General features: G+C 60.9%; 21 protein-coding genes, 1 tRNA gene and 1 pseudogene. 17 read left to right on the top strand and 6 right to left on the bottom strand.

What is annotated here, in order from left to right; translation table 11 throughout:
- Positions 1 to 271 precede the first annotated feature (271 nt).
- Together OEG82_RS14000 and OEG82_RS13995 are read left to right on the top strand one after the other, a co-directional pair.
- Positions 272 to 940 carry a response regulator gene (locus tag OEG82_RS14000; RefSeq protein WP_267613025.1) on the top strand — a complete coding sequence of 223 codons (669 nt, stop codon included), beginning with the start codon at positions 272 to 274 and terminating at the stop codon, positions 938 to 940.
- Positions 941 to 1,121: 181 nt separating this feature from the next.
- Complete coding sequence (locus OEG82_RS13995; RefSeq protein ID WP_267613024.1) at positions 1,122 to 3,548, top strand: HAMP domain-containing sensor histidine kinase; 2,427 nt, start codon at positions 1,122 to 1,124, stop codon at positions 3,546 to 3,548.
- Between the two features lie 61 nt (positions 3,549 to 3,609).
- Here the strand turns inward: OEG82_RS13995 and OEG82_RS13990 are convergent, their stop codons facing one another.
- Positions 3,610 to 3,813 carry a hypothetical protein gene (locus OEG82_RS13990; protein WP_267613023.1) on the bottom strand — a complete coding sequence of 68 codons (204 nt, stop codon included), beginning with the start codon at positions 3,811 to 3,813 and terminating at the stop codon, positions 3,610 to 3,612.
- 508 nt (positions 3,814 to 4,321) lie between these two features.
- Here OEG82_RS13990 and OEG82_RS13985 point away from each other — a divergent pair.
- The 5 genes from OEG82_RS13985 to OEG82_RS13965 all read left to right on the top strand — a co-directional run bounded on the left by OEG82_RS13985 (position 4,322) and on the right by OEG82_RS13965 (position 8,393).
- Positions 4,322 to 4,627 (top strand): ETC complex I subunit, encoded by a 306-nt coding sequence (locus OEG82_RS13985; protein ID WP_267613022.1) that lies wholly within the window; start codon positions 4,322 to 4,324, stop codon positions 4,625 to 4,627.
- A 40-nt stretch (positions 4,628 to 4,667) separates the two neighbouring features.
- Positions 4,668 to 4,744 (top strand) — tRNA-Arg (locus OEG82_RS13980).
- Positions 4,745 to 4,936: 192 nt separating this feature from the next.
- Positions 4,937 to 5,641, top strand: coding sequence for a helix-turn-helix transcriptional regulator (locus tag OEG82_RS13975; protein WP_267613021.1), 705 nt, complete (start codon positions 4,937 to 4,939; stop codon positions 5,639 to 5,641).
- Between the two features lie 21 nt (positions 5,642 to 5,662).
- On the top strand, positions 5,663 to 6,094 hold the full coding sequence (locus OEG82_RS13970) for a response regulator (protein WP_267613020.1): 432 nt from the start codon (positions 5,663 to 5,665) through the stop codon (positions 6,092 to 6,094).
- A 37-nt stretch (positions 6,095 to 6,131) separates the two neighbouring features.
- Positions 6,132 to 8,393, top strand: a complete 2,262-nt coding sequence (locus OEG82_RS13965) for a PAS domain S-box protein (RefSeq protein ID WP_267613019.1) — start codon at positions 6,132 to 6,134, stop codon at positions 8,391 to 8,393.
- A 47-nt stretch (positions 8,394 to 8,440) separates the two neighbouring features.
- On the opposite strand, the gene OEG82_RS13960 is transcribed toward OEG82_RS13965, so the two are convergent.
- Complete coding sequence (locus OEG82_RS13960) at positions 8,441 to 9,628, bottom strand: cystathionine beta-lyase (RefSeq protein WP_267613018.1); 1,188 nt, start codon at positions 9,626 to 9,628, stop codon at positions 8,441 to 8,443.
- Between the two features lie 348 nt (positions 9,629 to 9,976).
- Here OEG82_RS13960 and OEG82_RS13955 point away from each other — a divergent pair, with 348 nt between their 5' ends.
- From OEG82_RS13955 to OEG82_RS13940, 4 genes are all read left to right on the top strand, one after another.
- A complete protein-coding gene (locus tag OEG82_RS13955) occupies positions 9,977 to 10,999 on the top strand; it encodes an amino acid ABC transporter substrate-binding protein (RefSeq protein ID WP_267613017.1) in 1,023 nt (340 codons plus the stop codon).
- 143 nt (positions 11,000 to 11,142) lie between these two features.
- On the top strand, positions 11,143 to 12,351 hold the full coding sequence (locus tag OEG82_RS13950; protein ID WP_267613016.1) for an amino acid ABC transporter permease: 1,209 nt from the start codon (positions 11,143 to 11,145) through the stop codon (positions 12,349 to 12,351).
- 3 nt (positions 12,352 to 12,354) lie between these two features.
- Entirely contained in the window at positions 12,355 to 13,488 is a 1,134-nt protein-coding gene (locus OEG82_RS13945; RefSeq protein WP_267613015.1) for an amino acid ABC transporter permease, read from the top strand.
- 14 nt (positions 13,489 to 13,502) lie between these two features.
- The gene (locus OEG82_RS13940) at positions 13,503 to 14,300 is read left to right on the top strand and encodes an amino acid ABC transporter ATP-binding protein (protein WP_425497589.1); all 798 of its coding nucleotides are present in this window, start codon (positions 13,503 to 13,505) and stop codon (positions 14,298 to 14,300) included.
- Positions 14,301 to 14,426: 126 nt separating this feature from the next.
- On the opposite strand, the pseudogene OEG82_RS13935 reads toward OEG82_RS13940, so the two are convergent.
- Positions 14,427 to 15,604 (bottom strand): annotated as a pseudogene (locus OEG82_RS13935) (FAD-dependent monooxygenase).
- A gap of 35 nt (positions 15,605 to 15,639) precedes the next feature.
- Positions 15,640 to 15,885, bottom strand: a complete 246-nt coding sequence (locus OEG82_RS13930; protein ID WP_267613014.1) for a zinc-finger domain-containing protein — start codon at positions 15,883 to 15,885, stop codon at positions 15,640 to 15,642.
- Positions 15,886 to 16,060: 175 nt separating this feature from the next.
- On the opposite strand from OEG82_RS13930, the gene OEG82_RS13925 reads away from it, so the two are divergent.
- Positions 16,061 to 16,855: an alpha/beta fold hydrolase gene (locus OEG82_RS13925; protein ID WP_267613013.1), complete on the top strand. Its 795-nt coding sequence runs from the start codon at positions 16,061 to 16,063 to the stop codon at positions 16,853 to 16,855.
- Positions 16,852 to 17,760 (top strand): alpha/beta fold hydrolase, encoded by a 909-nt coding sequence (locus OEG82_RS13920; protein ID WP_267613012.1) that lies wholly within the window; start codon positions 16,852 to 16,854, stop codon positions 17,758 to 17,760. The genes OEG82_RS13925 and OEG82_RS13920 overlap by 4 nt, the downstream gene beginning before the upstream one ends.
- Here OEG82_RS13920 and OEG82_RS13915 read toward each other — a convergent pair.
- Positions 17,747 to 18,553, bottom strand: coding sequence for an enoyl-CoA hydratase-related protein (locus OEG82_RS13915; RefSeq protein WP_267613011.1), 807 nt, complete (start codon positions 18,551 to 18,553; stop codon positions 17,747 to 17,749). The genes OEG82_RS13920 and OEG82_RS13915 overlap by 14 nt on opposite strands.
- Positions 18,554 to 18,725: 172 nt before the next feature.
- Between OEG82_RS13915 and cysE the strand changes: the two genes are divergently transcribed.
- Together cysE and OEG82_RS13905 are read left to right on the top strand one after the other, a co-directional pair.
- A complete protein-coding gene (gene cysE / locus OEG82_RS13910; protein WP_267613010.1) occupies positions 18,726 to 19,550 on the top strand; it encodes a serine O-acetyltransferase in 825 nt (274 codons plus the stop codon).
- A gap of 114 nt (positions 19,551 to 19,664) precedes the next feature.
- Positions 19,665 to 19,868 (top strand): DUF3126 family protein, encoded by a 204-nt coding sequence (locus OEG82_RS13905; RefSeq protein WP_267613009.1) that lies wholly within the window; start codon positions 19,665 to 19,667, stop codon positions 19,866 to 19,868.
- A 15-nt stretch (positions 19,869 to 19,883) separates the two neighbouring features.
- Here OEG82_RS13905 and OEG82_RS13900 read toward each other — a convergent pair whose 3' ends face one another.
- Positions 19,884 to 20,618, bottom strand: a complete 735-nt coding sequence (locus tag OEG82_RS13900; RefSeq protein ID WP_267613008.1) for a hypothetical protein — start codon at positions 20,616 to 20,618, stop codon at positions 19,884 to 19,886.
- A 192-nt stretch (positions 20,619 to 20,810) separates the two neighbouring features.
- Here OEG82_RS13900 and OEG82_RS13895 point away from each other — a divergent pair, with 192 nt between their 5' ends.
- The gene (locus OEG82_RS13895) at positions 20,811 to 21,059 is read left to right on the top strand and encodes a DUF6949 family protein (protein ID WP_267613007.1); all 249 of its coding nucleotides are present in this window, start codon (positions 20,811 to 20,813) and stop codon (positions 21,057 to 21,059) included.
- Positions 21,060 to 21,205: 146 nt separating this feature from the next.
- Entirely contained in the window at positions 21,206 to 21,733 is a 528-nt protein-coding gene (locus OEG82_RS13890) for a gamma carbonic anhydrase family protein (RefSeq protein WP_267613006.1), read from the top strand.
- Positions 21,734 to 21,737 lie beyond the last annotated feature (4 nt).

Below are 21,737 nucleotides of genomic sequence, written 5' to 3'. Positions count from 1 at the left end.
GACAAAATTGGTCTTATTCTGCGGAATTGCTTCGAAATGCTTGAAAACCATCGATAAACACGCCAATGCTGATGAAGTTGCGATCCGTTTTGATGGATTGCAGGCCCGGGCCGGGTATCGGACAACCGATGGCGGCCAGGGTTTTTTGGGGGGACAAGGATGCCGTCAAGGCACATGGGGTTGCAGATTATGCGCAAAGGCGTGGAGGAGACAGGTGCGGTGCCGGGGCTTGAGACCGGCGCCAAACTGGTGAGCGTGGTGTGGTTTGACAATGCCGCCCGGTGAAGACATCCGGATCCTGCTCGTCGATGACCATATGGTGGTGCGCAAGGGCCTGCTGCATGTGCTGGATACGGTCGATGGCTTCAGCGTTGTCGCCGAAGCCGAAAACGGCGAGGAGGCGCTGTATCTGTGCCAGAAGCTGAAGCCTGATGTCGTCATCATGGATGTCAAGATGGAGGGCGTCGGCGGCATCGAGGCCACGCGGCTGATCGCCCGCCATCATCCGGCGACCCGGATCATCGGGTTGAGCACCTTTGCCAGCAAGGATGTCGCCGCCGACATGCTGGCCGCCGGCGCGCATGGATATCTGCTCAAGGATGTCTCTGCAACCGAACTGGTCCACTCGGTCCGGCTGATCCACAAGGGAGAGACGCTACCGCTGCCCGAGCTTGGCACCCAATCCGAAGTGATCCCGGCGGTGCCGCAGATCCACGACAGGAGCGAACCCTCGGTGAAGATGGGCGAGCAGCAGCACAAGGTACTGGCGCTGATGACCAAGGGGTTCACCAACCCCGAAATCGCAAGCTATCTGGGCATGTCGCAGCCGACAGCGCGCTATCACGTCAGCGCCATCCTGCAAAAGCTCGATGTGTCCAACCGGTCGGAAGCGGTGGCCCTGGCGATCCGCACCGGATTGATTGACGCCGACGATTTCTGAGCGCCGAGGATGCGGGCGTGTGCCGGTCCATGCCGCGAGCATCCGGCGGTTCTCCTGGCTGGTGGCGACGGGCCGACGCGCCCCTTCGCTCATGCTTGCGCAACGCCATCATAGTTCATAAAGTTTGTGCAGGTGGCCCGGGATTATCCCTCATTTTCGCCGCTCCAAGCGAAAAGCTGTCATGCCCACCCTGTTCCTGAACCCGCTGTCGATTACCTACCTTGTTGATCTGGTTCTGGTTTCCATCCTTGCCAGCTATTTCCTGTTCCGGATTGTGGCGACCTGGGAGTGGCCCGAACAGCGTCGGCTGGCCGTACTGCTGTTTGTCACCTTTTTTGCGGCCGCCATCTGCATGCTCCTGCAATTCCTCTCTGTCTCCCTGCATCCCGATGTCGCCTCATATGTCCTGCCCTGGGTCAGCCCGGCCGGTGCGACATCCATGGCCGGATTCGTGCTGTTCGCATTCTATTTTCAGCGGTCGCCGACGGCCGGCAGACTGCCGGAATATCTGCTGATCCTTGCCTATGCTGCCGTGATCGGGGTCGAACTGGGCATCGCTGCGTTCCGGCATTCGCTGTTGTCATCGGGTATTGTCGAATATCGCGACGCGTGGCTCGGCGTGCCCGTGGCGGTCGGGTTCATGGCCGCGCCGGTATTTTTGGCCGGACATCTGTACCGTGCCTTGGCTGCCGGAGATGGCTCGGGCGCGTTGGCGCAGACAGTGCAAGCCGTCCTGTGGCCGCCGAAAAGACTGAACCGTGATGCTGCGGCAACGCGGGCCTTTCTCTATGTCTCTCTGATGCCGTTCTCGCTCGGCATCATTTCGTCGCTCAGAGGCATGGGGTTTTTCGACTGGGGTACAGCCTTGCTCGTCGGATGCTGGTTGTTCCTGCTCTCGGTCGCCGGTTTCGCCCTCGCATTCATCAATTATGTGCCCGAACAATCCTCCTTCAGGGTTAAGCTGGTCGGCGTCACGCTCACCACGGTCCTGTTGATCCTGTCGGGAATTTCCTGGTCGATCGGCAGCGTCTATGTCGATGCCTATGCCAGCGCCACCACGCTGGCGGACAGGACCGCGCTGCGCTTCGAACCCACCGGAGCGGGCGGGTATCGCGTCTACCGGGCCGCCTATCGGTTCGATACGGAATTCGGCGAGAAAATCGAAGACCGGGCGCGGCCGCAATCGCTGCCATTCGCGTTCCGGTTTTACGACCGGAGCTATACCGCGCTGTTTCCGGATCTCACCGGCATGGTCGGCTTTGACACGCCGCCGCTGTGGCGTGATGTCCAGCACCGGTTCGGTCCCCAGCCGGCGATCTTTCTGGTCACCACCGAGATGACCGAAGCACCAGCCGATACCGGCACGACGGCTGCCGGCCGGTCGGGGCTTTTCATCAAGCGCGAAAGCGATCGTGTCGTCATCACCTGGAACCGGCTTGTTTCCGCCTCCCAGCCGGATGTGGGCTACAGCTTCCAGCTGGTTCTGTACCCGGAAGGTGCGCTGGAGATGGCGTTTGAAGACATGCCAGATGACCCGGTTCCGGACATGTTCCGGCCCGAGACAATTCCGATGATGACAGGCATCGTGCCGTCCTTGCCGGGGCGGCAGGTGGCCGCCTTGCACATGGATAACGGGTTTCCGTTCACCGGGCTGCCGCAGCAGGGGCTCGTGCAACTCTGGTACATAGATTTCCTGACCTATCTGAACCGGATCTACGTGCCGGTTGCCTTCTTCATCCTGGCGTCCTGCCTGCTGGTGCTGCTGGTCTTTCCAAGGTTCTTTTTCACCAATCTGGATAGGCCGCTGCAACAATTGCTCAACGGCGTCCGGCAGATCCTCGACGGCAAGCTCGCCGTCACCATCGAGCCGACCTATCGCGATGAAATCGGCTATCTGGCGACATCCTTCAACGAGATGGCTAAAGCCCAGAGCAAGCTCATTCACGGGCTGGAAAGCGAGGTGGCGGAGCGGACCCGGGAGGCCACGCAAATCGCGGCGCGGAATGCCCGGCTCGAAGAGCGCAACCATCTGTCGCAGGAGTTGCACGACGCCGTCAGCCAGACGCTGTTTGCCGCCAACCTGATCGCCGACACCCTGCCAGAACTGTCGAAGGCTGATCCGGAAAAAGCGGAAGCGGCAGCAAGCGAGATCAGGCGTCTGAACAAGGACGCGCTGGTTGAAATGCGGCAATTGCTGCTGGAGCTGCGCCCGGAGCAACTCTCGGGACCGCGCTTCGGGCAGCTGTTGCAGCACATCAAGGCAAACATCGAGCAAAATCATCCGGTCTCGGTGTCGCTGGAGATCGACGGCAGCGCGCTTTTGCCCAATGAAGTGCTGCTTGCCTTCTACCGGGTTGCCCAGGAAAGCCTGGTCAATGCGGCCAAACATGCAAATGCCCGCTCGATCGCCGTGCGTTTCGAAAACACCCAAGACCAGGCGCTGCTGACGGTCAGCGATGACGGGGACGGCTTTGCCCGCCACACTGCCGGGCCTGACAATTTCGGGCTGCAGATCATGGAAGAGAGAATGATCAGCATCGGCGGTTCTCTTGAGGTCACCTCCATATTGGGCAGCGGCGCGACCATCACGGCCATCTGGTATGGCTGACATGATCCGGGCTGCGACCCGATCGGCTCAGAATCCCGAGTGCCGGATCATGCCGGGCGCTTCAATCCCTGCGCTGGTTCAGCAACACGCCGATCACCAGTTCGCGTCCGGCTCGGTTGATGCCGACGCCCCGGGGCCGGCGTTCGGCCAGGCCCAGTGCAATCAGCCGCTCGGCCAACGCCGGGGGCAGGGCGGGGCAGGGACCCCGGTTCAGCCGCTTCAGCGCAGTCTGCTCGGTTTCGTCCAGATCGTTCCAGTCGACCACTGCCTGCTTCCTCCATCTGTCTGAATGAAGATTACCTTTGCGGCTCGGCAGATTGCAGGGCGGATTTTGCCGAATTACTGGATGGTTTGCGACCTTTGTCCACCCGATTGACGGATTGCCGGTTTTGGTTTTCCCTGGCCTGCCGGCGACTGGGAAGACATCACGCCATTGTCGGTCAGCTCCTGATATTTGAATTCAGTGCCCGAGGCAGGCACCCGATCCTGCTTCACAACGCGCCGGTGCAACAGCGGGGCTTCTGCATGAAACGGCCGGAACGGGCCGAACCGAACCCAAAATGGCGCTTGACTTGAAAGGTCCATCCGGGCATCTCTCCGGCTGTTCCATTGCGCGGCAATGTTAGTCAGGCAATGGACAGGAGTGGCGAAAACCTCGACACGGTGGGGCTGTTGTCACCAGGCATTGTTTTGGTGTCCACCGGTCTGGACGCACCACATCGAGGCACCGCAAACCGCTGTCAGGCGGTCCTGTGCGGGAAAGGAACTGGGGCATGACTGCAAAAATCTATCGTCCTGCGAAGACGGCCATGCAATCGGGTACGGCCAAGACCCAGGATTGGGTTCTGGAGTTCGAACCCGAAACGCCGCGCTGGATCGACCCGATGATGGGCTACACCTCTAGCGGCGACATGAACAGCCAGATCCGCATGTCCTTCGAGACCCGCGAGATGGCTGTCGCCTATGCTGTCCGCAACGGCATTCCGTTCCGGGTCATCGAGCCCAAGGAAAGCAAGCGCCGCCAGATCGCCTATGCCGACAATTTCCGCTACGACCGCCGCATACCCTGGACGCACTGACTTTTTTGCCGCGCATTTCCGAAACCGGATGCGCGCGCCAGGCCCCTTAGCTCAGCTGGATAGAGCACCGGCCTTCTAAGCCGACGGTCGCAGGTTCGAATCCTGCAGGGGTCGCCATCATTTTCTCGGGCCAAACGCAGTCTGCGTAAACGCCTGATAAAACATCTCCGATATATATCATACCATGTTATTGGTAATCATTGCCGGTTTTCGACTGGCCGGCAATGATGCTGAAATGTTGTGCCGGGTGGAAATCCGGTGCGATCAAGTGTTATGTCTACAAATTGCTGCTGATTCGAGAGTGACTATATGTTGATGCTGGATGCCGCCATTCATCTTGGTCCTGATCTGGAACTTGCCGTCAACCGGATGGATTTTTTCAGACTGTTCAAATATGTGGCCAGCAAATACGGTTGCGAATATTTCGGCCTCGCCGAAATCCCGGTGGATGATCAGCCCGTCAATCTTCAACACAGCCATGCCCTGCACAATTTTCCCGAATCCTGGTTCGACAAACCAGCCGGCAAGTCGCTGGCCGGCAAGACGCTGGAATGCTGCGATCCCGTCATTGGGCATTTCAAGCGCTCGACGGCGCCCAGCGTGCTCGATCTGCGGCAGGATCCGTCCGGTCTGGCTGAACTGAGCGGGTCGGAAGCCGCAATCATCATTCCGCTGCACACGGCCAATGGCAAGCGCTACGGACTGGCGATGCTGGGGGGCATGGAGCAGCCGAAGAGCGAGAAACTCGCCTTGATGGCGCTCGACGCCAGCCTGATCTTCCAGCGCTATTACGAAGTGATCCTGTCGCTCGATTCCGTCAGTGGACTGAACGACCGGGAGATCCAGATCGTGTCCTGGACATCCGAGGGCAAGACTTCGGTGGAGATCGCGATCATCCTCGGACTGTCCGAACACACCATCAATTCCTACATTGCCACGGTCATGCGAAAGTTGCATGTGGTCAACCGTGCACAGATGGTAGCATCCGCATTGCGAAGCGGCCTGATCAGCTAACTCAATGGGAGAAAGCCGCCGATGATTCCGGAGAAGACAAGCCCGAAACTCAGGATATTGCTGATCGACGACGATCCGGCAGAATACACCTTGCTGAAACGTAAGCTCGCAAGGGCTGAAGGCGCGGAGATTCAACTCGATTACGTTGCCGGAATCGCCGAAGCGGTCGACTGCGTCAAGGCCGGGGGCGTCGACATGGTGTTTCTCGACAACCGCCTGATTCCCAACAATGATTTTCGTGAAACCGCGCCCCAATTGCGCGGTGTCGGCTATGTCGGTCCGATCGGCATTATCTCGTCTGATCTCAGCGGCAGCTATTTCGAGCGTTTTCAGGAATTCGGTGTGGATTTCCGGATCGGCAAGGATGAAATCGACGGAACGGCAATTTCATTCATCATCGCTGAATATACCCGCGATCAGCTGTCGGAAAATTGCGCCGAAGACTTCCTGTGAGGCATTTGACCGATTGCTTGATGGGCTGGTGAGCTGAATGGCGATCTCGACAGAGAACCTGCTGAGGGCGATGTATGATTCCCTGGCGGATCCGGTGATCATTGGTGACAGCAACAGGAAGATAATTGCAGCCAATGCGGCTGCGGCGAAGACCTTCGGCTACACGGTCGACGAAATCCTGCAGATGAATCCCTCCGATTTCTACGCCTCCACCGAGGACTTCGAAAATGTCGGCAAGGAAATGTATCCGCTGACGAAAGAGTCCGGACGGGTGCACCAGCGGGTGAATTTCCGGCGCAAGGATGGCAGCATCTTTGCCGGTGAATTGTCCTTCAGCCAGGTTCTTGCCGAAGATGGCCGGCCGGTGGGCATGGTGGGCATCATCCGTGACCTCACCGAGATCCTGGCGGCGCAGGAAGAGCGGCTGCGGGCCGAAAAGATCCTCAAGACAGCGCTGGCGTCGATCCCGGAAGGCTTTGTGGTTTACGACGAGCAGGATCGCCTGATCCTGTGCAATGACGCCTATCGCGAGCTCTATCCGCTTGCCGCACCCGCCATGCAGGTGGGAGCGACATTCGAAACCATTGTTCGGTACGGGCTCAAGCACGGACAATACCCGGAAGCCGGTGACACCGAAGAATCGCAAGAGGCCTGGCTCAAGGCTCGGCTGGAACGACATTTTCGACCGGCATCTCAATTCATCCAGCAGATCGCGCCCGACAAATGGCTGCAGATCGATGAAATCGTCACCGAGGAGAATTACCGGGTGGGGGTCCGCACCGATGTGAGCGCGCTCACCCGCATCAAGTCTGAAGCCGAGCAGTTGGGACTGGTCATCGAGGGCGTCGGCCAGGAAGTCTATCTGTTCGACGTCAACAGCGGCACGTTTCTCAGCGTCAACAAATCGGCCAGAGACAATCTGCAATACAGTACCGAAGAGCTGCGCCGGATGAGCGCGCGCGACATCAACAAGTCGCTGTCTGAAAAGGAACTCGAGGATGTGATCTCGCAGATGCTCGCGGGGCAGACCAAGTTCGTCGATTCGGACTGGCTGCATCAGCGCAAGGACGGAAGCACCTATATGTGCCGGGTTCGCCTGGAACTGATGGATTCCGGTCCGTCTCCGGTGATCCTGGCCTTCGGCGAGGACATCACCGAACGTCTGGAACTCGAGCAGGAGATGCAGCGCAAGCGGCACGAATTCGAAGCCCTGGTCCGCAGCCTGCCCGACATGATCACCCGCTCGGCCCCCGACACGACACTGAGATATGTCAACGAGCATTATGCCGGCTTTGTCGGCTTCAAGCCCGAGGAGATGGTGGGCCGCAAGTTCATCGAGTTCATTCCCGAGGAAATACGCCAGAATGTATGGTCGCATCTTTCGGCGCTGACGCCGGAAAAGCCGATGGATTCCTACGAGCGGGCGATGCGGGACCACAAGGGGCGTCGGCACTGGTTCATCTGGACCAACCAGATGATGTTCCGCGACGGCGAGCCGGTGGAGCTGGTTTCGGTCGGCCGCGACATCACCGAGAGTTACAAGGCCAAGGAACGGATCGCCCGCCAGACCCGCGAACTGGCCAAACGCAACGATGCGCTGGAGCAATTTGCCGGGATCGTCTCCCACGACCTGAAGGCGCCGTTGCGGCAGATACGGTTGTTTTCCGAGATGATGGCGGAAGATGTGGCCGACGGAAAGACCGACGAGCTGGCGGAATATTCCGCGCATATTTCCGAACGCGGCAGGGCCATGGAACAGATGATTTCCAGCCTTCTCGAATATTCGCAGCTGGCCTACCAGGCGATCAAGCCGAAGACTTTCAAACTGTCGGAAGCCATCGGCTCGGCATGGAACAATCTGGCCATCAATGCCATCGAGACCGGCGCCAGACTCAGCGGCGATGTCGATGCCGAGGTCCATGCCGACCTCAATCTCCTGATCCAGCTGTTCCAGAACCTGTTCGCCAATTCGATGAAGTACCGCGATGAAGCCGCGGCGCCGGAAATCCGCGTCGCGGTGACGAACGGCCAGTCAAACACATCCATTGCGGTGGAAGACAACGGGATCGGCATCGATCCAAAATATGCGGAACATGTCTTCGGCGTGTTTCAGCGCCTGCACCGGGATGAACGGCAATATTCCGGTTCAGGCATCGGCCTGTCGCTGTGCCGCAGGATCGCCGAAAGCCATGGCGGCAGCATTGTCATTGATCCTGATTTCACCGGCGGCACGCGGTTTGTCATCACCTTGCCCAATGGCCGCAATCCGGCCGGCGAGAGCGCAGCGGCCGCACAATAGGTTCCGCCTCCGCTCTCTGCCGCCTTGACTGAGAATCACAAAATGACTCAGGCCGATTTTGCCGCAGCCAGTCCGCGCTCGATATCGGCCATCAGATCTTCGACATCTTCGAGGCCGATCTGCAGGCGGATGACCGGGCCCTGCTTGGGCGGCATGGCAATGGTCCGGTCGGACAGGTTGGCGTGCACGGCCAGGCTCTCGTAGCCGCCCCAGGAATAGCCCAGCCCGAAGATCGTCAGCGCATCGAGGAAGGCATGCGCCTTGCGCTGGTGATGCGTCGGATCGGCAACATCGAGTACGATCGAGAAAATGCCGCTGGATCCGCAGAAATCGCGCTTCCACAAAGCGTGGCCGGGAAAGCTCTCCAGTGCCGGGTGCAGCACTTTCGCGACGCCGGGCATCGATTCGAGCGCGCGGGCAATCGCCAGCGTGCTTTCCTGGTGGCGCGTCATGCGCACGCCCATGGTGCGCAATCCGCGCAGCGTCATATAGGCATCATCGGGGGCGGCGCAGATCCCGAGCATGGTGAAGGTGCTGGTCAGGGCCGGCCAGGCGGTCTCGTTGGCCGAGACCGTGCCGATCAGCACATCGGAATGGCCGGCGGGATATTTCGTGGCGGCATGGATCGAAAGGTCGACGCCATGGTCGAGCGGCTTGAAATAGAGCGGCGTTGCCCAGGTGTTGTCCATCGAGACCAGTGCGCCATGGGCGTGGGCAACTTCGGCAATGGCCGGAATATCCTGCATTTCAAAGGTGTTGGAGCCGGGTGCCTCGGTGTGGACCAGCTTTGTGTTTGGGCGCATCAGGCTTTCGATGTCGGCGCCGATCATCGGGTCGTAATAGGTTGTCTCGACGCCGAATTTTGCCAGCATGTCATCGCAGAATCGGCGCGTCGGGCCGTAGATCGAATCAACCACCAGCAGATGGTCGCCGGCGCGCAGGGCGGACAGGAACGGCACGGTGACCGCCGCAAGTCCCGATGGCACCGCAATCGTGCCCACCGAGCCTTCGAGCTGGTTCATCGCCTCGTTCAGCGCATCGGTGGTCGGCGTCCCATGGGTGCCATAGGTGTATTTCTGGTCGCGGGAGACCATTGTTGCCGCATTAGGGAAAAGCACGGTCGAGGCATGCACCACGGGCGGGTTCACGAAGCCGAAGAAATCCCGCGGATTGTTGCCGGAATGGGCGAGACGGGTGTTGATTCCGGTGTGGTCGGGATTCTGCTTCTTGCTCATCTGGGATCCAATTTGCTGACTGCGCACGGGCTCGTTTCGATAGGTCCGAAGCCATATCGCGAGTTGTCCTGATCCACAAGGATCGGCGCGGGCAGGACCTTTGGCGTACAGCAGACCATCCGCGCCGGTTTTTCGGTGCCGCTCATTTTTGCCGGGATCAATTTGCGGCGCGCGATCTCCTCAATTCGGGGGACTTGTCAGTTTTCGGGCTTTGGAGGCTTGACCCCCAAATGATTTCGGCATGGTATGTTGGAGTGCAAAATGGCGGGGGTAGAGGTAGACAATTTTGGCCCCTGATCGTTTTGACGCACCCAGAACAAGGCAACAGATAAAAAAGGGTTGTATCAAATGAACAAGAAGATTTTTGCCGCTGTCGTTGGCGGCGTGGCCGTTGTTGGCATGGGAGCCTCCGCGGCATCCGCTGCAACGCTCGATGACGTGAAGGCAAAGGGGTTCGTCCAGTGCGGCGTATCGACCGGCCTCGCCGGTTTCTCCGCTCCGAATGATGCCGGCGACTGGTCCGGTCTCGATGTGGACCTGTGCCGCGGCGTCGCCGCTGCGGTCTTCGGCGATGCGACGGCTGTCAAGTTCAGCCCGCTGTCCGCCAAGGAACGTTTCACCGCGCTCCAGTCCGGTGAAATCGACGTGCTGTCGCGCAACACCACCTGGACCATGAGCCGTGACACTCAGCTTGGTCTCAACTTCGCCGGCGTCAACTACTATGACGGCCAGGGCTTCATGGTTCGCAAGTCGCTCGGCGTGAATTCTGCGCTGCAGCTTTCGGGCGCTTCGGTCTGCGTGCAGACCGGCACCACCACCGAGCTGAACCTGACCGACTACTTCAAGGCCAATGGCATGACCTACAATCCGGTCGTGTTCGAAAAGCTCGAAGAAGTGAACGCGGCCTATGATGCCAACCGTTGCGATGTCTACACCACCGACCAGTCGGGCCTGTATTCGATCCGCCTCGGCCTGACGGCTCCTGACGATCACATGGTTCTTCCCGAAGTGATCTCCAAGGAGCCGCTCGGCCCCGTGGTTCGCCAGGGCGACGACCAGTGGTTCTCGATCGTCAAGTGGGTTCACTTTGCGATGATCAACGCCGAAGAAATGGGCGTGACTTCGGCCAATGCCGACGAAATGCTCGAGTCCACCGACCCGAACGTGATGCGTCTGCTCGGCAAGGAAGGCACATTCGGCGATTCCATCGGCGTCAGCAACGACTGGGCCTACAATGTGATCAAGCAGGTCGGCAATTACGGCGAAGTGTTTGAGCGCAACGTCGGCGCCTCGACCCCGCTTGCAATCGGCCGTGGCGTCAATGCGCTGTGGTCGAAGGGTGGCCTGCAGTATGCACCGCCGCTGCGCTAAGCACTGACGAATACCAGGCGGGCTTCCTCGGAAGCCCGCCTTCTCCGGCCTCGTGAGAAAGGCCGTCAAGCCTGGCGCAACGACGACAGGTTGAACCAAACGATCCGGCCACAAGGTCCGGACGAATCAAGTTGGGGACAGGTATGGCTGATCAAGCAGGCGTCACATCAGACGCCGGTGATTCCGGTCGCGTTTCGCTGATGAACGATCCCAAGGTGCGCGGCCTTGTATTCCAGGCATTGTTGATCATTGCCGTCATTTTTCTGGTCTATTCCGGCGTCACGAATGCCGGCAACAACCTGGCACGGGCCGGGATCGCGTCGGGCTTCGGGTTCTTCAGTGAACGCGCCGGCTTCGATATCGGCCAGTCATTTATTCCATACACCAATGACAGCACCTATCTGCAGGCGTTTTTCGTTGGTCTGCTGAACACGATGGTGGTCGGCGTTATCGGTATCTTCTTCGCCACGATCATCGGTTTCATTGTCGGCCTCGCCAGGTTGTCGAAGAACTATCTGGTGCAGAAATTCGCCACCGTCTATGTCGAGACACTGAGAAACATCCCGGTGCTGCTGCAGCTGCTGTTCTGGTACAAGGCGGTGCTGTCGATCCTGCCGTCGCCACGGCAGGTCGGTCTCGAGCCCGGCGTCGAGGTGGTTTTCAGCCTCAACAATCGCGGGCTGTACATGCCGCGGATCGTGCCCGAGGCAGGGTCGTCGCTCATTCTCTATGCCGTGATCATCGCCATCATCGCCTGGGTCCTGATCGGCCGCTGGGCCAAGAAACGGCAAATGGCCACGGGACAGCAGTTTCCGGTTTTCCTGACCGGACTGGGTCTGTTCATCGTGCTGCCCTTGCTGACCTATCTGGTCACGGGCATGCCGTTGTCGCTCGAATATGCAAGCCTTCAGGGCTTCAACATGGTCGATGGCTGGGTGATCCAGCCCGAATTCATGGCGCTGCTTCTCGGCCTGTCGCTCTACACGGCCTCCTTCATTGCCGAGATTGTCAGGGCAGGGATCCTCGCGGTCTCTCACGGGCAATCCGAGGCCGCCTTCGCGCTCGGGCTCAGGCCAAACCTGACCAGCCGTCTGGTGGTGGTGCCGCAGGCCATGCGGGTGATCATTCCGCCGCTGACCAGTCAGTATCTGAACCTGACCAAAAACTCGTCACTTGCGGTGGCCATCGGCTATCCCGACCTTGTGTCGATCTTCGGCGGAACGGTGCTCAACCAGACCGGACAGGCGGTGGAGGTGATCTCGATCACCATGCTGGTCTATCTGACACTGTCGCTGCTGACATCGGCATTCATGAACTGGTTTAACTCCAGTGTCGCACTGGTGGAGCGCTGAACCATGGACAACACTACTAACAAAATCGCCTATGTCCGCACCCAGGAAAGCCCGACAATGGCGCCACCGGTTGCCACCGGCGGCGTGGTCGGCTGGCTCAAGGAAAACCTGTTCGCCACGCCGCGTGACACGGTTCTGTCGATCCTGACCCTGCTGTTCCTGCTGTGGCTGATTCCACCGATCATCGACTGGGCCTTTATCAGTGCGGTGTGGACCGGAGACAGCCGCGAAGCCTGCATCGCGCCGGGAACCGGCGCCTGCTGGGCCTTTGTCGAGGCAAAATTCGGCCAGTTCATCTATGGCCGTTACCCGATCGAGGAGCGCTGGCGGGTCAATCTTTCCGGGCTGCTGCTGATCGCGGGCCTGGTGCCGATCGCCATTCCCTCGGTGCCTTACAAGCGCGAGAATGCGCTCTACCTTCTGGTGGTGTTTCCGATCCTGGCCTTCATCCTGCTCACCGGCCAGTTCGGCCTCGAACCGGTCGAGACCGCGCTCTGGGGCGGCCTTCTGGTCACCCTGGTGGTTGCCATTGTCGGCATCGTGGTGTCGTTCCCGCTGGGCATCCTGCTGGCGCTGGGGCGGCGGTCGGAAATGCCGATCGTCAAGATGTTCAGCGTCATCTTCATCGAGTTCTGGCGCGGGGTTCCGTTGATCACCGTGCTGTTCATGTCTTCGGTGATGCTGCCGCTGTTCCTTCCCGACGGCGTGTCCTTCGACAAGCTGCTCAGGGCGCTGATCGGCGTGGCGCTGTTCTCGTCGGCCTATATGGCGGAAGTGATCCGCGGTGGCCTGCAAGCCATTCCGAAGGGCCAGTATGAGGCCGCCAATGCCATGGCCCTGACCTTCTGGCAGGGCATCCGGCTGGTGATCATGCCGCAGGCGCTGACGCTGGTCATTCCAGGCATCGTCAACACCTTCATCGGGCTGTTCAAGGACACCAGCCTGGTGCTGATCATCGGCCTGTTCGACCTGCTGGGCATCGTCCAGCAGAACATGAACGACCAGAACTGGATTTCACCTGCGACGCCGGCGACAGGCTTTGTCTTCGCCGGGTTTGTCTTCTTCATCTTCTGCTTCAGCATGTCGCGCTATTCCGCCTATATGGAACGGCGTCTCGACACTGGCCACAAACGATAAAAAGGAACACAACCATGGCTGACAACAATGCAGCGGTCAAAGAGGGCACCGGCCCGTCGAACATGACGGTGTCGGACACCGATGTCGCCATCGAGCTCATCGGCATGAACAAGTGGTACGGCGATTTTCACGTTCTGCGCGACATCAACCTGAAGGTCATGCGCGGCGAGCGCATCGTCATTGCCGGGCCTTCGGGCTCGGGCAAGTCGACGATGATCCGCTGCATCAACCGTCTGGAAGAACACCAGAAGGGCAAGATCATCGTCGATGGCATCGAACTGACCAACGATCTCAAGAAGATCGATGAAGTCCGGCGCGAAGTCGGAATGGTGTTCCAGCACTTCAACCTGTTCCCGCATCTGACCATTCTTGAAAACTGCACCCTGGCGCCGATCTGGGTGCGCAAGATGCCGAAGAAAAAGGCCGAGGAAGTCGCCATGCATTTCCTCGAGCGGGTCAAGATCCCCGAACAGGCCAACAAATATCCCGGTCAGTTGTCCGGCGGTCAGCAGCAGCGCGTGGCCATTGCCCGCTCGCTGTGCATGAACCCGCGCATCATGCTGTTTGACGAGCCGACATCGGCGCTCGACCCGGAAATGATCAAGGAAGTGCTCGACACCATGGTGGGTCTCGCCGAGGAAGGCATGACCATGCTGTGCGTCACTCACGAAATGGGTTTTGCACGTCAGGTCGCCAACCGGGTGATCTTCATGGACCAGGGCCAGATCGTCGAACAGAACGAGCCAGGCGAGTTCTTCGACAATCCGCAGCACGAGCGGACCAAGCTGTTCCTCAGCCAGATCCTGCACTAGCGGTCTTGTGGTCCGGCTCTTAAGCCGGGACGCCGGATTAACGCGACAGACAAGGCCTCGGAACTCCGGTTCCGGGGCCTTTTCATGCCGTTCCTAATCGAGAATGCTCATTGCCGTCGCAGCGGATTACGAGCCGATGGCGCGATAGCCGTAGAGCCAGTCGAGATCGGCGGCGAGGCTTTCGGGCTTTTTCAGCGCCAGCACGGCGTCGCGCGCCAGCCGGACCGGTCCCTTGGCGTGGTAGGCGAACCTGTTGAACGCGGCGCGCTGCCGGGCCCGGCCGATGCGCAGCCGCCGCCGGGTCTCAAAATCGGCGATCGCCCGTGCTGTGGCGGCTTGCGGCAGGCCCGCGCAGGTTTCCGCCAGTTCGAAACCGTCTTCCATCGCCATGGCTGCTCCCTGCGCTGCAAAGGGCGTCATGGCGTGGGCGGCGTCGCCGATCAGCACCGTCTCCGCGCCATTGCTCCAGCTGCCGTCGGGCACTTCAAACAGCGGCCAGCGGGTCATTTGCGGCGCCGTCTTCAGGATCGACACAATGTCGGGATGCCATTGCGCAAAGGCCTGCAGCAATCCGCTGCGGTCTGCCGAAGTTTCGCGGCTGGCCCAGTCGGGTCCCGGATCCGTGCCCCCGGTGATGGCCACCATGTTGATCGCCGCGCCATGGTCCAGCGGATAGGTCACCAGATGGGTCTGCGGGCCGAGAAAGGCGGTGACGTTTTTCGGATTGAGGATTGCCTGCGTGGCCTCGGCCGGCATGGTGAAGCGCCAGGCCACCTGGCCGGAAAATCGGGGGGCTTGGCGCCGGGAACCAGGCTGCGGATTTGCGACCAGACCCCGTCGGCGCCGATGATCAGGCCGGGCCGTGGTTGACCGATGCGGTCATGCAAGGTGCCCACTGCAGTGGTATCGGCACGCTGGCCCAGATGCAGGCGACAGCGCGGCTCGGCCTGCACGGCATCGAGAAGCAGTGCCTGAAGGCCGGCGCGATGCATCACGCCATAGGGCGCGCCCCAGCGGCTGGCGGCAAAGTCCCCGCAGGGAACATGGGCAATCTCGCGCAGTGAACTGCCCGATGTCAGCACGATGTCGCTGGGACAGGTCATCAATTCGGTCAGCCGCTCGCCCAGACCCAGCGCAATCAGGATGCGGCTGGCATTGGGGGAAATCTGCAAACCGGCGCCGACTTCGCTCAACTCCGGCGCCTGCTCGACAATATCGACCTCGACCCCCTTGCGGGCGAATGCCGGGGCGGTCGTCAATCCGGCCATGCCCGCCCCGACAATCATGATGTTCTGGGCAGTCATGGCACCTTCCGGGTCAGATTGGCGTCAAGGCGAATTCAGGCAGGTTGATGATCCCACGCGCATCCCGCCGGCACGGTCTCGGTCGCGGCCAGTGCCGGATTGTAGCGGTACAGGGTGGAGCAATAGGGGCAGACCTTTTCACTGTCGGCGCCCATGTCGAGATAGACATGCGGATGATCGAAAGGCGGGTTTGCGCCCACGCACATGAATTCCTTCACGCCGATTTCAACCGCAACGTGGCCTGCATCATTCTGGTAATGCGGAATTGTGTGGTCTGCCATGCATCTCTCCGTCGCGGCGAAACTGAATTGGGCGGACCATATACGTTGGCTTGTCAAATGTGTAGCGGGTTTTTGGCTCCCCGGCGCTTCGATCCCGAACATCGGGAAATCATCGGCAGGCAATATTTGCAAGATCAACCGATTGGGCTAGGTAGGATGCGAAAAGGGGCATCATATGAATCTGGATCGCTTGCAAGCCGGCCGCTACACTTCCGGCGACATCGACATCACATGGTATGAGGCCGGCAACCCCGAGGGAACGCCGGTGCTGCTGATTCACGGCTTTGCCTCGACCGCCCATGTCAACTGGGTGTTTCCCGGCTGGTTCAAGACGCTGGACGAGGCCGGCTACCGGGTGATCGCGCTCGACAATCGCGGCCATGGCGAATCGGACAAGCCGCATGAGCCGGAAGCCTATCATCCCGAAACCATGGCGGCTGATGCGTCCGGCCTGCTTGAGTCGCTGAAGATCGAGTCGGCCCATGTCATCGGCTATTCGATGGGTGCGCGGATTTCGGCGTTTCTGGCCATCGCCCGGCCCGAACTGGTCCGTTCGGTGGTGTTTGGCGGTCTCGGCATGGGTATGGTCGAAGGGGTCGGCGACTGGGACCCGATCGCCGACGCACTGCTGGCAGGCTCCATCGATGATGTGAGCGATGCCCGCGGCAGGATGTTCCGCGCCTTTGCCGATCAGACCAAGAGCGACCGGCTGGCGCTGGCAGCCTGCATCCGCACCTCGCGGACCCTGGTCAGCGGCGATGATCTGGCGCAATTGCCGATGCCGGCACTGGTCGGGGTCGGCACCCGGGACGACATCGCCGGATCGGCCGAAGGTCTTGCCCGGCTCATTCCCCGGTCCCGCGCGCTCGACATTCCCAACCGCGATCACATGCTCGCTGTCGGTGACAAGGTGTTCAAGGCGGCAACCCTTGCCTTCTTCGCCGACGTCGAGGCCGGTGAATTTCAGTGAGCAATCTCAAGACGCTGGTGGAATTTCAGGGTGCCGCGGGCAACAGGCTCGCCGCCGACAGGCACGAGCCGAAAGGCTCCGGCCACGGCAATCCGGTGTTGCTGCTTCATGGTGGCGGCCAGACCCGGCACGCCTGGGGCGGTGCCGCCCGCCGCATTGCCGATGCCGGGCACACGGCCTTCACCGTGGATCAGCGCGGCCATGGCGACAGCGCCTGGCTTGATGACAAGGCCTATGCGGTCAGTGATTACGCGGCTGATGCCGTGGCGCTTTGCCGTGCCATCACCGCGCAGACCGGCAAGCCGCCTGTGCTGGTCGGCGCCTCGCTTGGCGGGTTGTCCGGGCTGCTGGCTGCCGGGCAGGGCGATCCGGACCTGCTTGCCGGTCTGGTTCTGGTCGATGTCACCCCGCATATGGATCCCGACGGCATCAGCCGCATCCAGGGTTTTATGGCGGAGCGGATGCGCGACGGTTTTGCAACGCTCGAAGAGGCCGCAGCCGCAATTGCCGCCTATCTGCCGCACCGTCCGCAGCCGCGGTCGCTCGCGGGACTCGCCAAGAACCTGCGCATCGGCAGCGACGGCCGGCATCGCTGGCATTGGGACCCGGCCTTTATCGACGGACCGCGTACCATCAATGCCGGTGGCGAGGCGGTTCAGGACCACCTCGTGGCGGCAGCGAAGGGACTGAAGATCCCGGTGCTGCTGGTGCGCGGGCAGCAGTCCGAACTGGTCACCGAAGAGGCCGTGGTGGCGTTTCGCAAGATGGTTCCGCATGCCGGTTACGTCGATGTTTCGGGGGCAGGGCACATGGTGGCCGGCGACCGCAATGACGCCTTCAACGATGCCGTGATGGCCTTTCTCGACCAGCTCGAAGGCCGTGTGGAGAGTTTTATCTCCCGGTGAATGTCGCTGCGCGCTTTTCCATGAAGGCGCGATGTCCCTCGGCGTAGCCGTGGCTGTCAAAGGTCAGTGTCGCGATGGCCGCGGCGGTCTCCAGATCCTGTTGAGAGCGCGACCCCTGCGCCAGAATGGCTGCCTTGGAAGCGCGCACCGACAGCGGTGCCGCCGCGGCGATGTCGGACGCCAGACGCGATGCTTCCGCCTCCAGCTCGTCCTTTCGATAGAGGCTCAGCAGGCAACCGCAGCCAAGCGCCTCACTGGCGGACATCTCCCAAGCCGAATACAGCGCATGGCGGGCTCTCTGGTCGCCCAGCGCGCGCAGCAGATCCTGAACTGCATCAAGCGGATAGGCCAGGCCCAGCCGGGCGGCGGGAATGGCGAAGCGGGCGGTCTCGTCGGCCAGCCGGATGTCGGCGGCGGCGGCAAGTCCGAAGCCGCCGCCAAAGCAGATCCCGCGAATGACGGCAATCACCGGCACCGGGCATGTCCGCACCGCGGCGAATGCCTGCGAATTGCCGGCCTCGTAGAGTCGCGCGGTATCGCCGTCCTTGCGCAAGGTCGCGAACTCGCCAATATCGGCGCCGGCGGAAAAATCCGTCCCGCCCGCACCGGCGATGATCACCACGCGGGCCTGGTCCTGTGCCACCAGCCGGTCGAGTGCGGCAGGCAGGGCGCGCCACATCGCATCGGTCAGCGCATTGCGTTTTTCCGGGCGATTGATCGTCAGCCGGCCAATGCCGTCGGCGCCGATTGCCGTGGTGATGGTGCCGCCGGCAAAGGAATTATTCACGTCCATTTCAACTGCCCATTTGTTTTTTTGCCGTTGTGTCTTATCTTTGGGTGCACGTCGCGTTCAAATGAGATGGTCCGGATGGCGATGTTTGTGCACGGATTGAGACTGGTAGCGCGTTGTCAGCGCGTTTGACAGACCCGATGGCGCAGTCGAAACAACAGGCCCGGAGGCGGCAATGGCAACGAATACAGGTGTACGGGCAGGCGAGTCGCTCAAGACCATTGATCCGATCTGGGATTCGATCCGGATCGAGGCCGATCGTTCGATCGCCCAGGATCCGCTGCTGGCGGCGTTCCTCTATTCGACCGTGCTCAACCAGCCGTCACTGGAAGCGGCGGTGATTCACCGGATCTGCGAGCGTCTCGATCACCAGGACCTGCAGGCCAATCTGCTGCGGCAGACCTTTCTGGAGATGGCCGAAGACTGGCGGGAATGGGGGTCGGTGCTGCGCGTCGACATCCAGGCCGTCTATGACCGCGATCCGGCCTGCACCCGCTTCATCCAGCCGGTACTCTATTTCAAGGGCTTCCATTCGATCCAGACCCACCGTCTGGCGCATTGGCTGTGGAACCGCGGCCGGATCGACCTGGCGCTCTATCTGCAAAGCCGGTCGTCGGAGATCTTCCAGACCGATATTCACCCCGCCGCGAAAGTCGGCAAGGGCATGTTCCTCGATCACGCCACCGGCCTGGTGGTCGGTATGACCGCGACGATCGGCGACAATGTCTCGATCCTGCAGGGTGTCACCCTGGGTGGGACCGGCAAGGAAACCGGCGACCGCCATCCCAAGATCGGAGACGGCGTGCTGGTCGGTGCCGGCGCCAAGGTGCTCGGCAATATCGAGATCGGCCATTGCAGCCGGGTGGCCGCGGGTTCCGTGGTGCTCAAGCCGGTGCCGCCGAATTCGACCGTGGCCGGCGTTCCCGCCCGCGTGGTCGGCACCGCCGGCTGCGAGGAACCGTCGCGCGCCATGGACCAGATGCTCAATTCGACATCCTGACACGGCCATTCACAGATAACCCGGTGATGTCAGCGTAAAACCCGGCGCGCGGGTTTGATTTAGCCGGCCGTCCATGTCAAAAGCCCGACACATCCAATTGCCCAGGAGAGCGCCGTGAAACCGGAAGAAATTGCCAAGCTTGATGCCTATTTGAAGCGCATTTTCAATGACAAGATTGCCATCAAGGCCCGGCACAAGAAGGACGATTCGGCGGAAGTCTATCTCGGCGACGAGTTCCTCGGCATCATGTTCCGCGACGACGAGGACGGCGAATTGTCCTATAATTTCTCGATGGCCATTCTCGACGTCGATCTCTGACCGACCGGCGCCGCATTACCTGACCAGCGCCGCCTCGAGCTTCTGACGGACATCACGCTCGATCTCGCGCCAGTGCGGCAGCAGATCTATCGAATAACGGTAGGTCACGGACAGATCCTGTCCAAGCGAGATGTCGCGCTGGCAGCCGGTCCTGGTGGTGAAGTCCAGATCCGGCGCCGTCTCCTCGACCAGGCAGCGTATGGTGTAGGGATGCTCGCTGGCGCCGTGCTCGACATACATCAGCTCATTGGCGTAACCGGCACCGGATCGCAGCCGGTAGGAATCAAGTCCGTTGGGCCCGGCCACCGGTGCACCTTCCGTCAGCCTGCGGTAAATCGGCGTGTAGCGTCCGGACATGTCGCGCGACATGGTGGCCTGCGCAATGCGGGCGAAGACAAGCCCGTCGGCGGAGTCGGTCTGGTTGAAGATGTTGCGCCTGGCTTCACTGTAGCCATTCATGCCGGGCCAGGAAAAATACGTATCGATCGCTGATTGCACGCCCGACACCCTCTGGTTCTCGTAGCGGATCACATTGGCGGGCAGGCGCAGCCTGTCGTCGCCGATCACGATTTCATGCATGGTCCGGTCGGCGGTATTGCCGGCATGGGAAATCTGCCGGCCGACGAGCTGACCGGTCACGGCGATTGCAAGCGTGACCAGGCACATGACCGCCACGACCGTGGTCAGTTTCCAGATGAATCGGGGCGACAGCAGCGGCGTGTGCTCGAGAGTGTCTGTGGATTCGGACATTGCCAGCCGGTTTCAGGTTTGTGCCAAAATGGAACGCAAGGCCGTGGCACGGCCCTTGCAGGGTCTCTGACGAGTTTTGATACTGACCCCCGGATGGTTAACCAATGATGTACAGCGTCGATATCCTCACCGCAGTCTTCGCCATGGCGACAGGTTTTGCCACCTCGTGGATCGCACTGGAGCTCGTCCGCTTTGCCGGATGGCGCGAACCCTCTGAAAGCGTGGCCCCCGGACATCCGCTGCGAGATCGGTCTGGAACTGGCGCTGGCGGCCCTGATCGGGCCGAGGCTGCTGATCGTCAACGGCTTCCGCAGCTGGCGCCGCGGCCTTGTCACCATGCCGCTTTACACGGTTCTGGCGCTGGTGGCCGGCGGCTGGTCGATGTGTTCAGGTGTCGTGGTGCTGCAACTGGCCTTTGCCAGCGGCTATTTTCTCGCCTGAACTCCCGCGCTGCAAATTCTGCAACAGGCGTGAAACACCCCGACCGCTTCCGGGAAGTGTTTCCTTTGCGCGTCGAGGGCATTACAAAACCGGGGAGACCCTGCAATTGGCGAGGGGCTGTTGTGGCGACAAGGGAGACTACGGAGATGGCGATTTACAGTCTTGACGGCAAGGCGCCGGTGCGACCGGACGGATTTTACTTCGTCGCCGACAGCGCCCAGGTCATTGGCGATGTCATCCTGGAAGAGGGGGCCGGGATCTGGTTCGGCGCGGTGCTGCGCGGGGACAATGAAGCGATCATTGTCGGCGAGGGCTCGAATATCCAGGAAAACTGCGTGCTGCACACCGATATGGGCTTTCCGCTCACCATCGGCAAGGGCTGCACCATCGGTCACAGCGCCATCCTGCATGGCTGCACCATCGGCGACAACTCGCTGGTGGGCATGGGCGCCACCGTTCTCAACGGCGCGAGAATCGGCCGGAACTGCCTGATCGGCGCCGGCGCGCTGGTGACGGAAGGCAAGGTGATCCCGGACAATTCCCTGGTTGTCGGCTCGCCCGCCCGGGTGATCCGGACACTGGATGCCGGCGCCGAAGCGGGACTGAAGCTGTCGGCCAGCCACTATGTCGAAAATGCCAGGCGTTTTGCCGCCGGACTGAAACGGATCGATTGAAACG

The sequence above is a fragment of the Hoeflea ulvae genome (assembly GCF_026619435.1).
GTDB classification, from domain to species: Bacteria; Pseudomonadota; Alphaproteobacteria; order Rhizobiales; family Rhizobiaceae; genus Hoeflea; species Hoeflea ulvae.
This window is presented reverse-complemented; position numbering and strand designations above follow the sequence as displayed.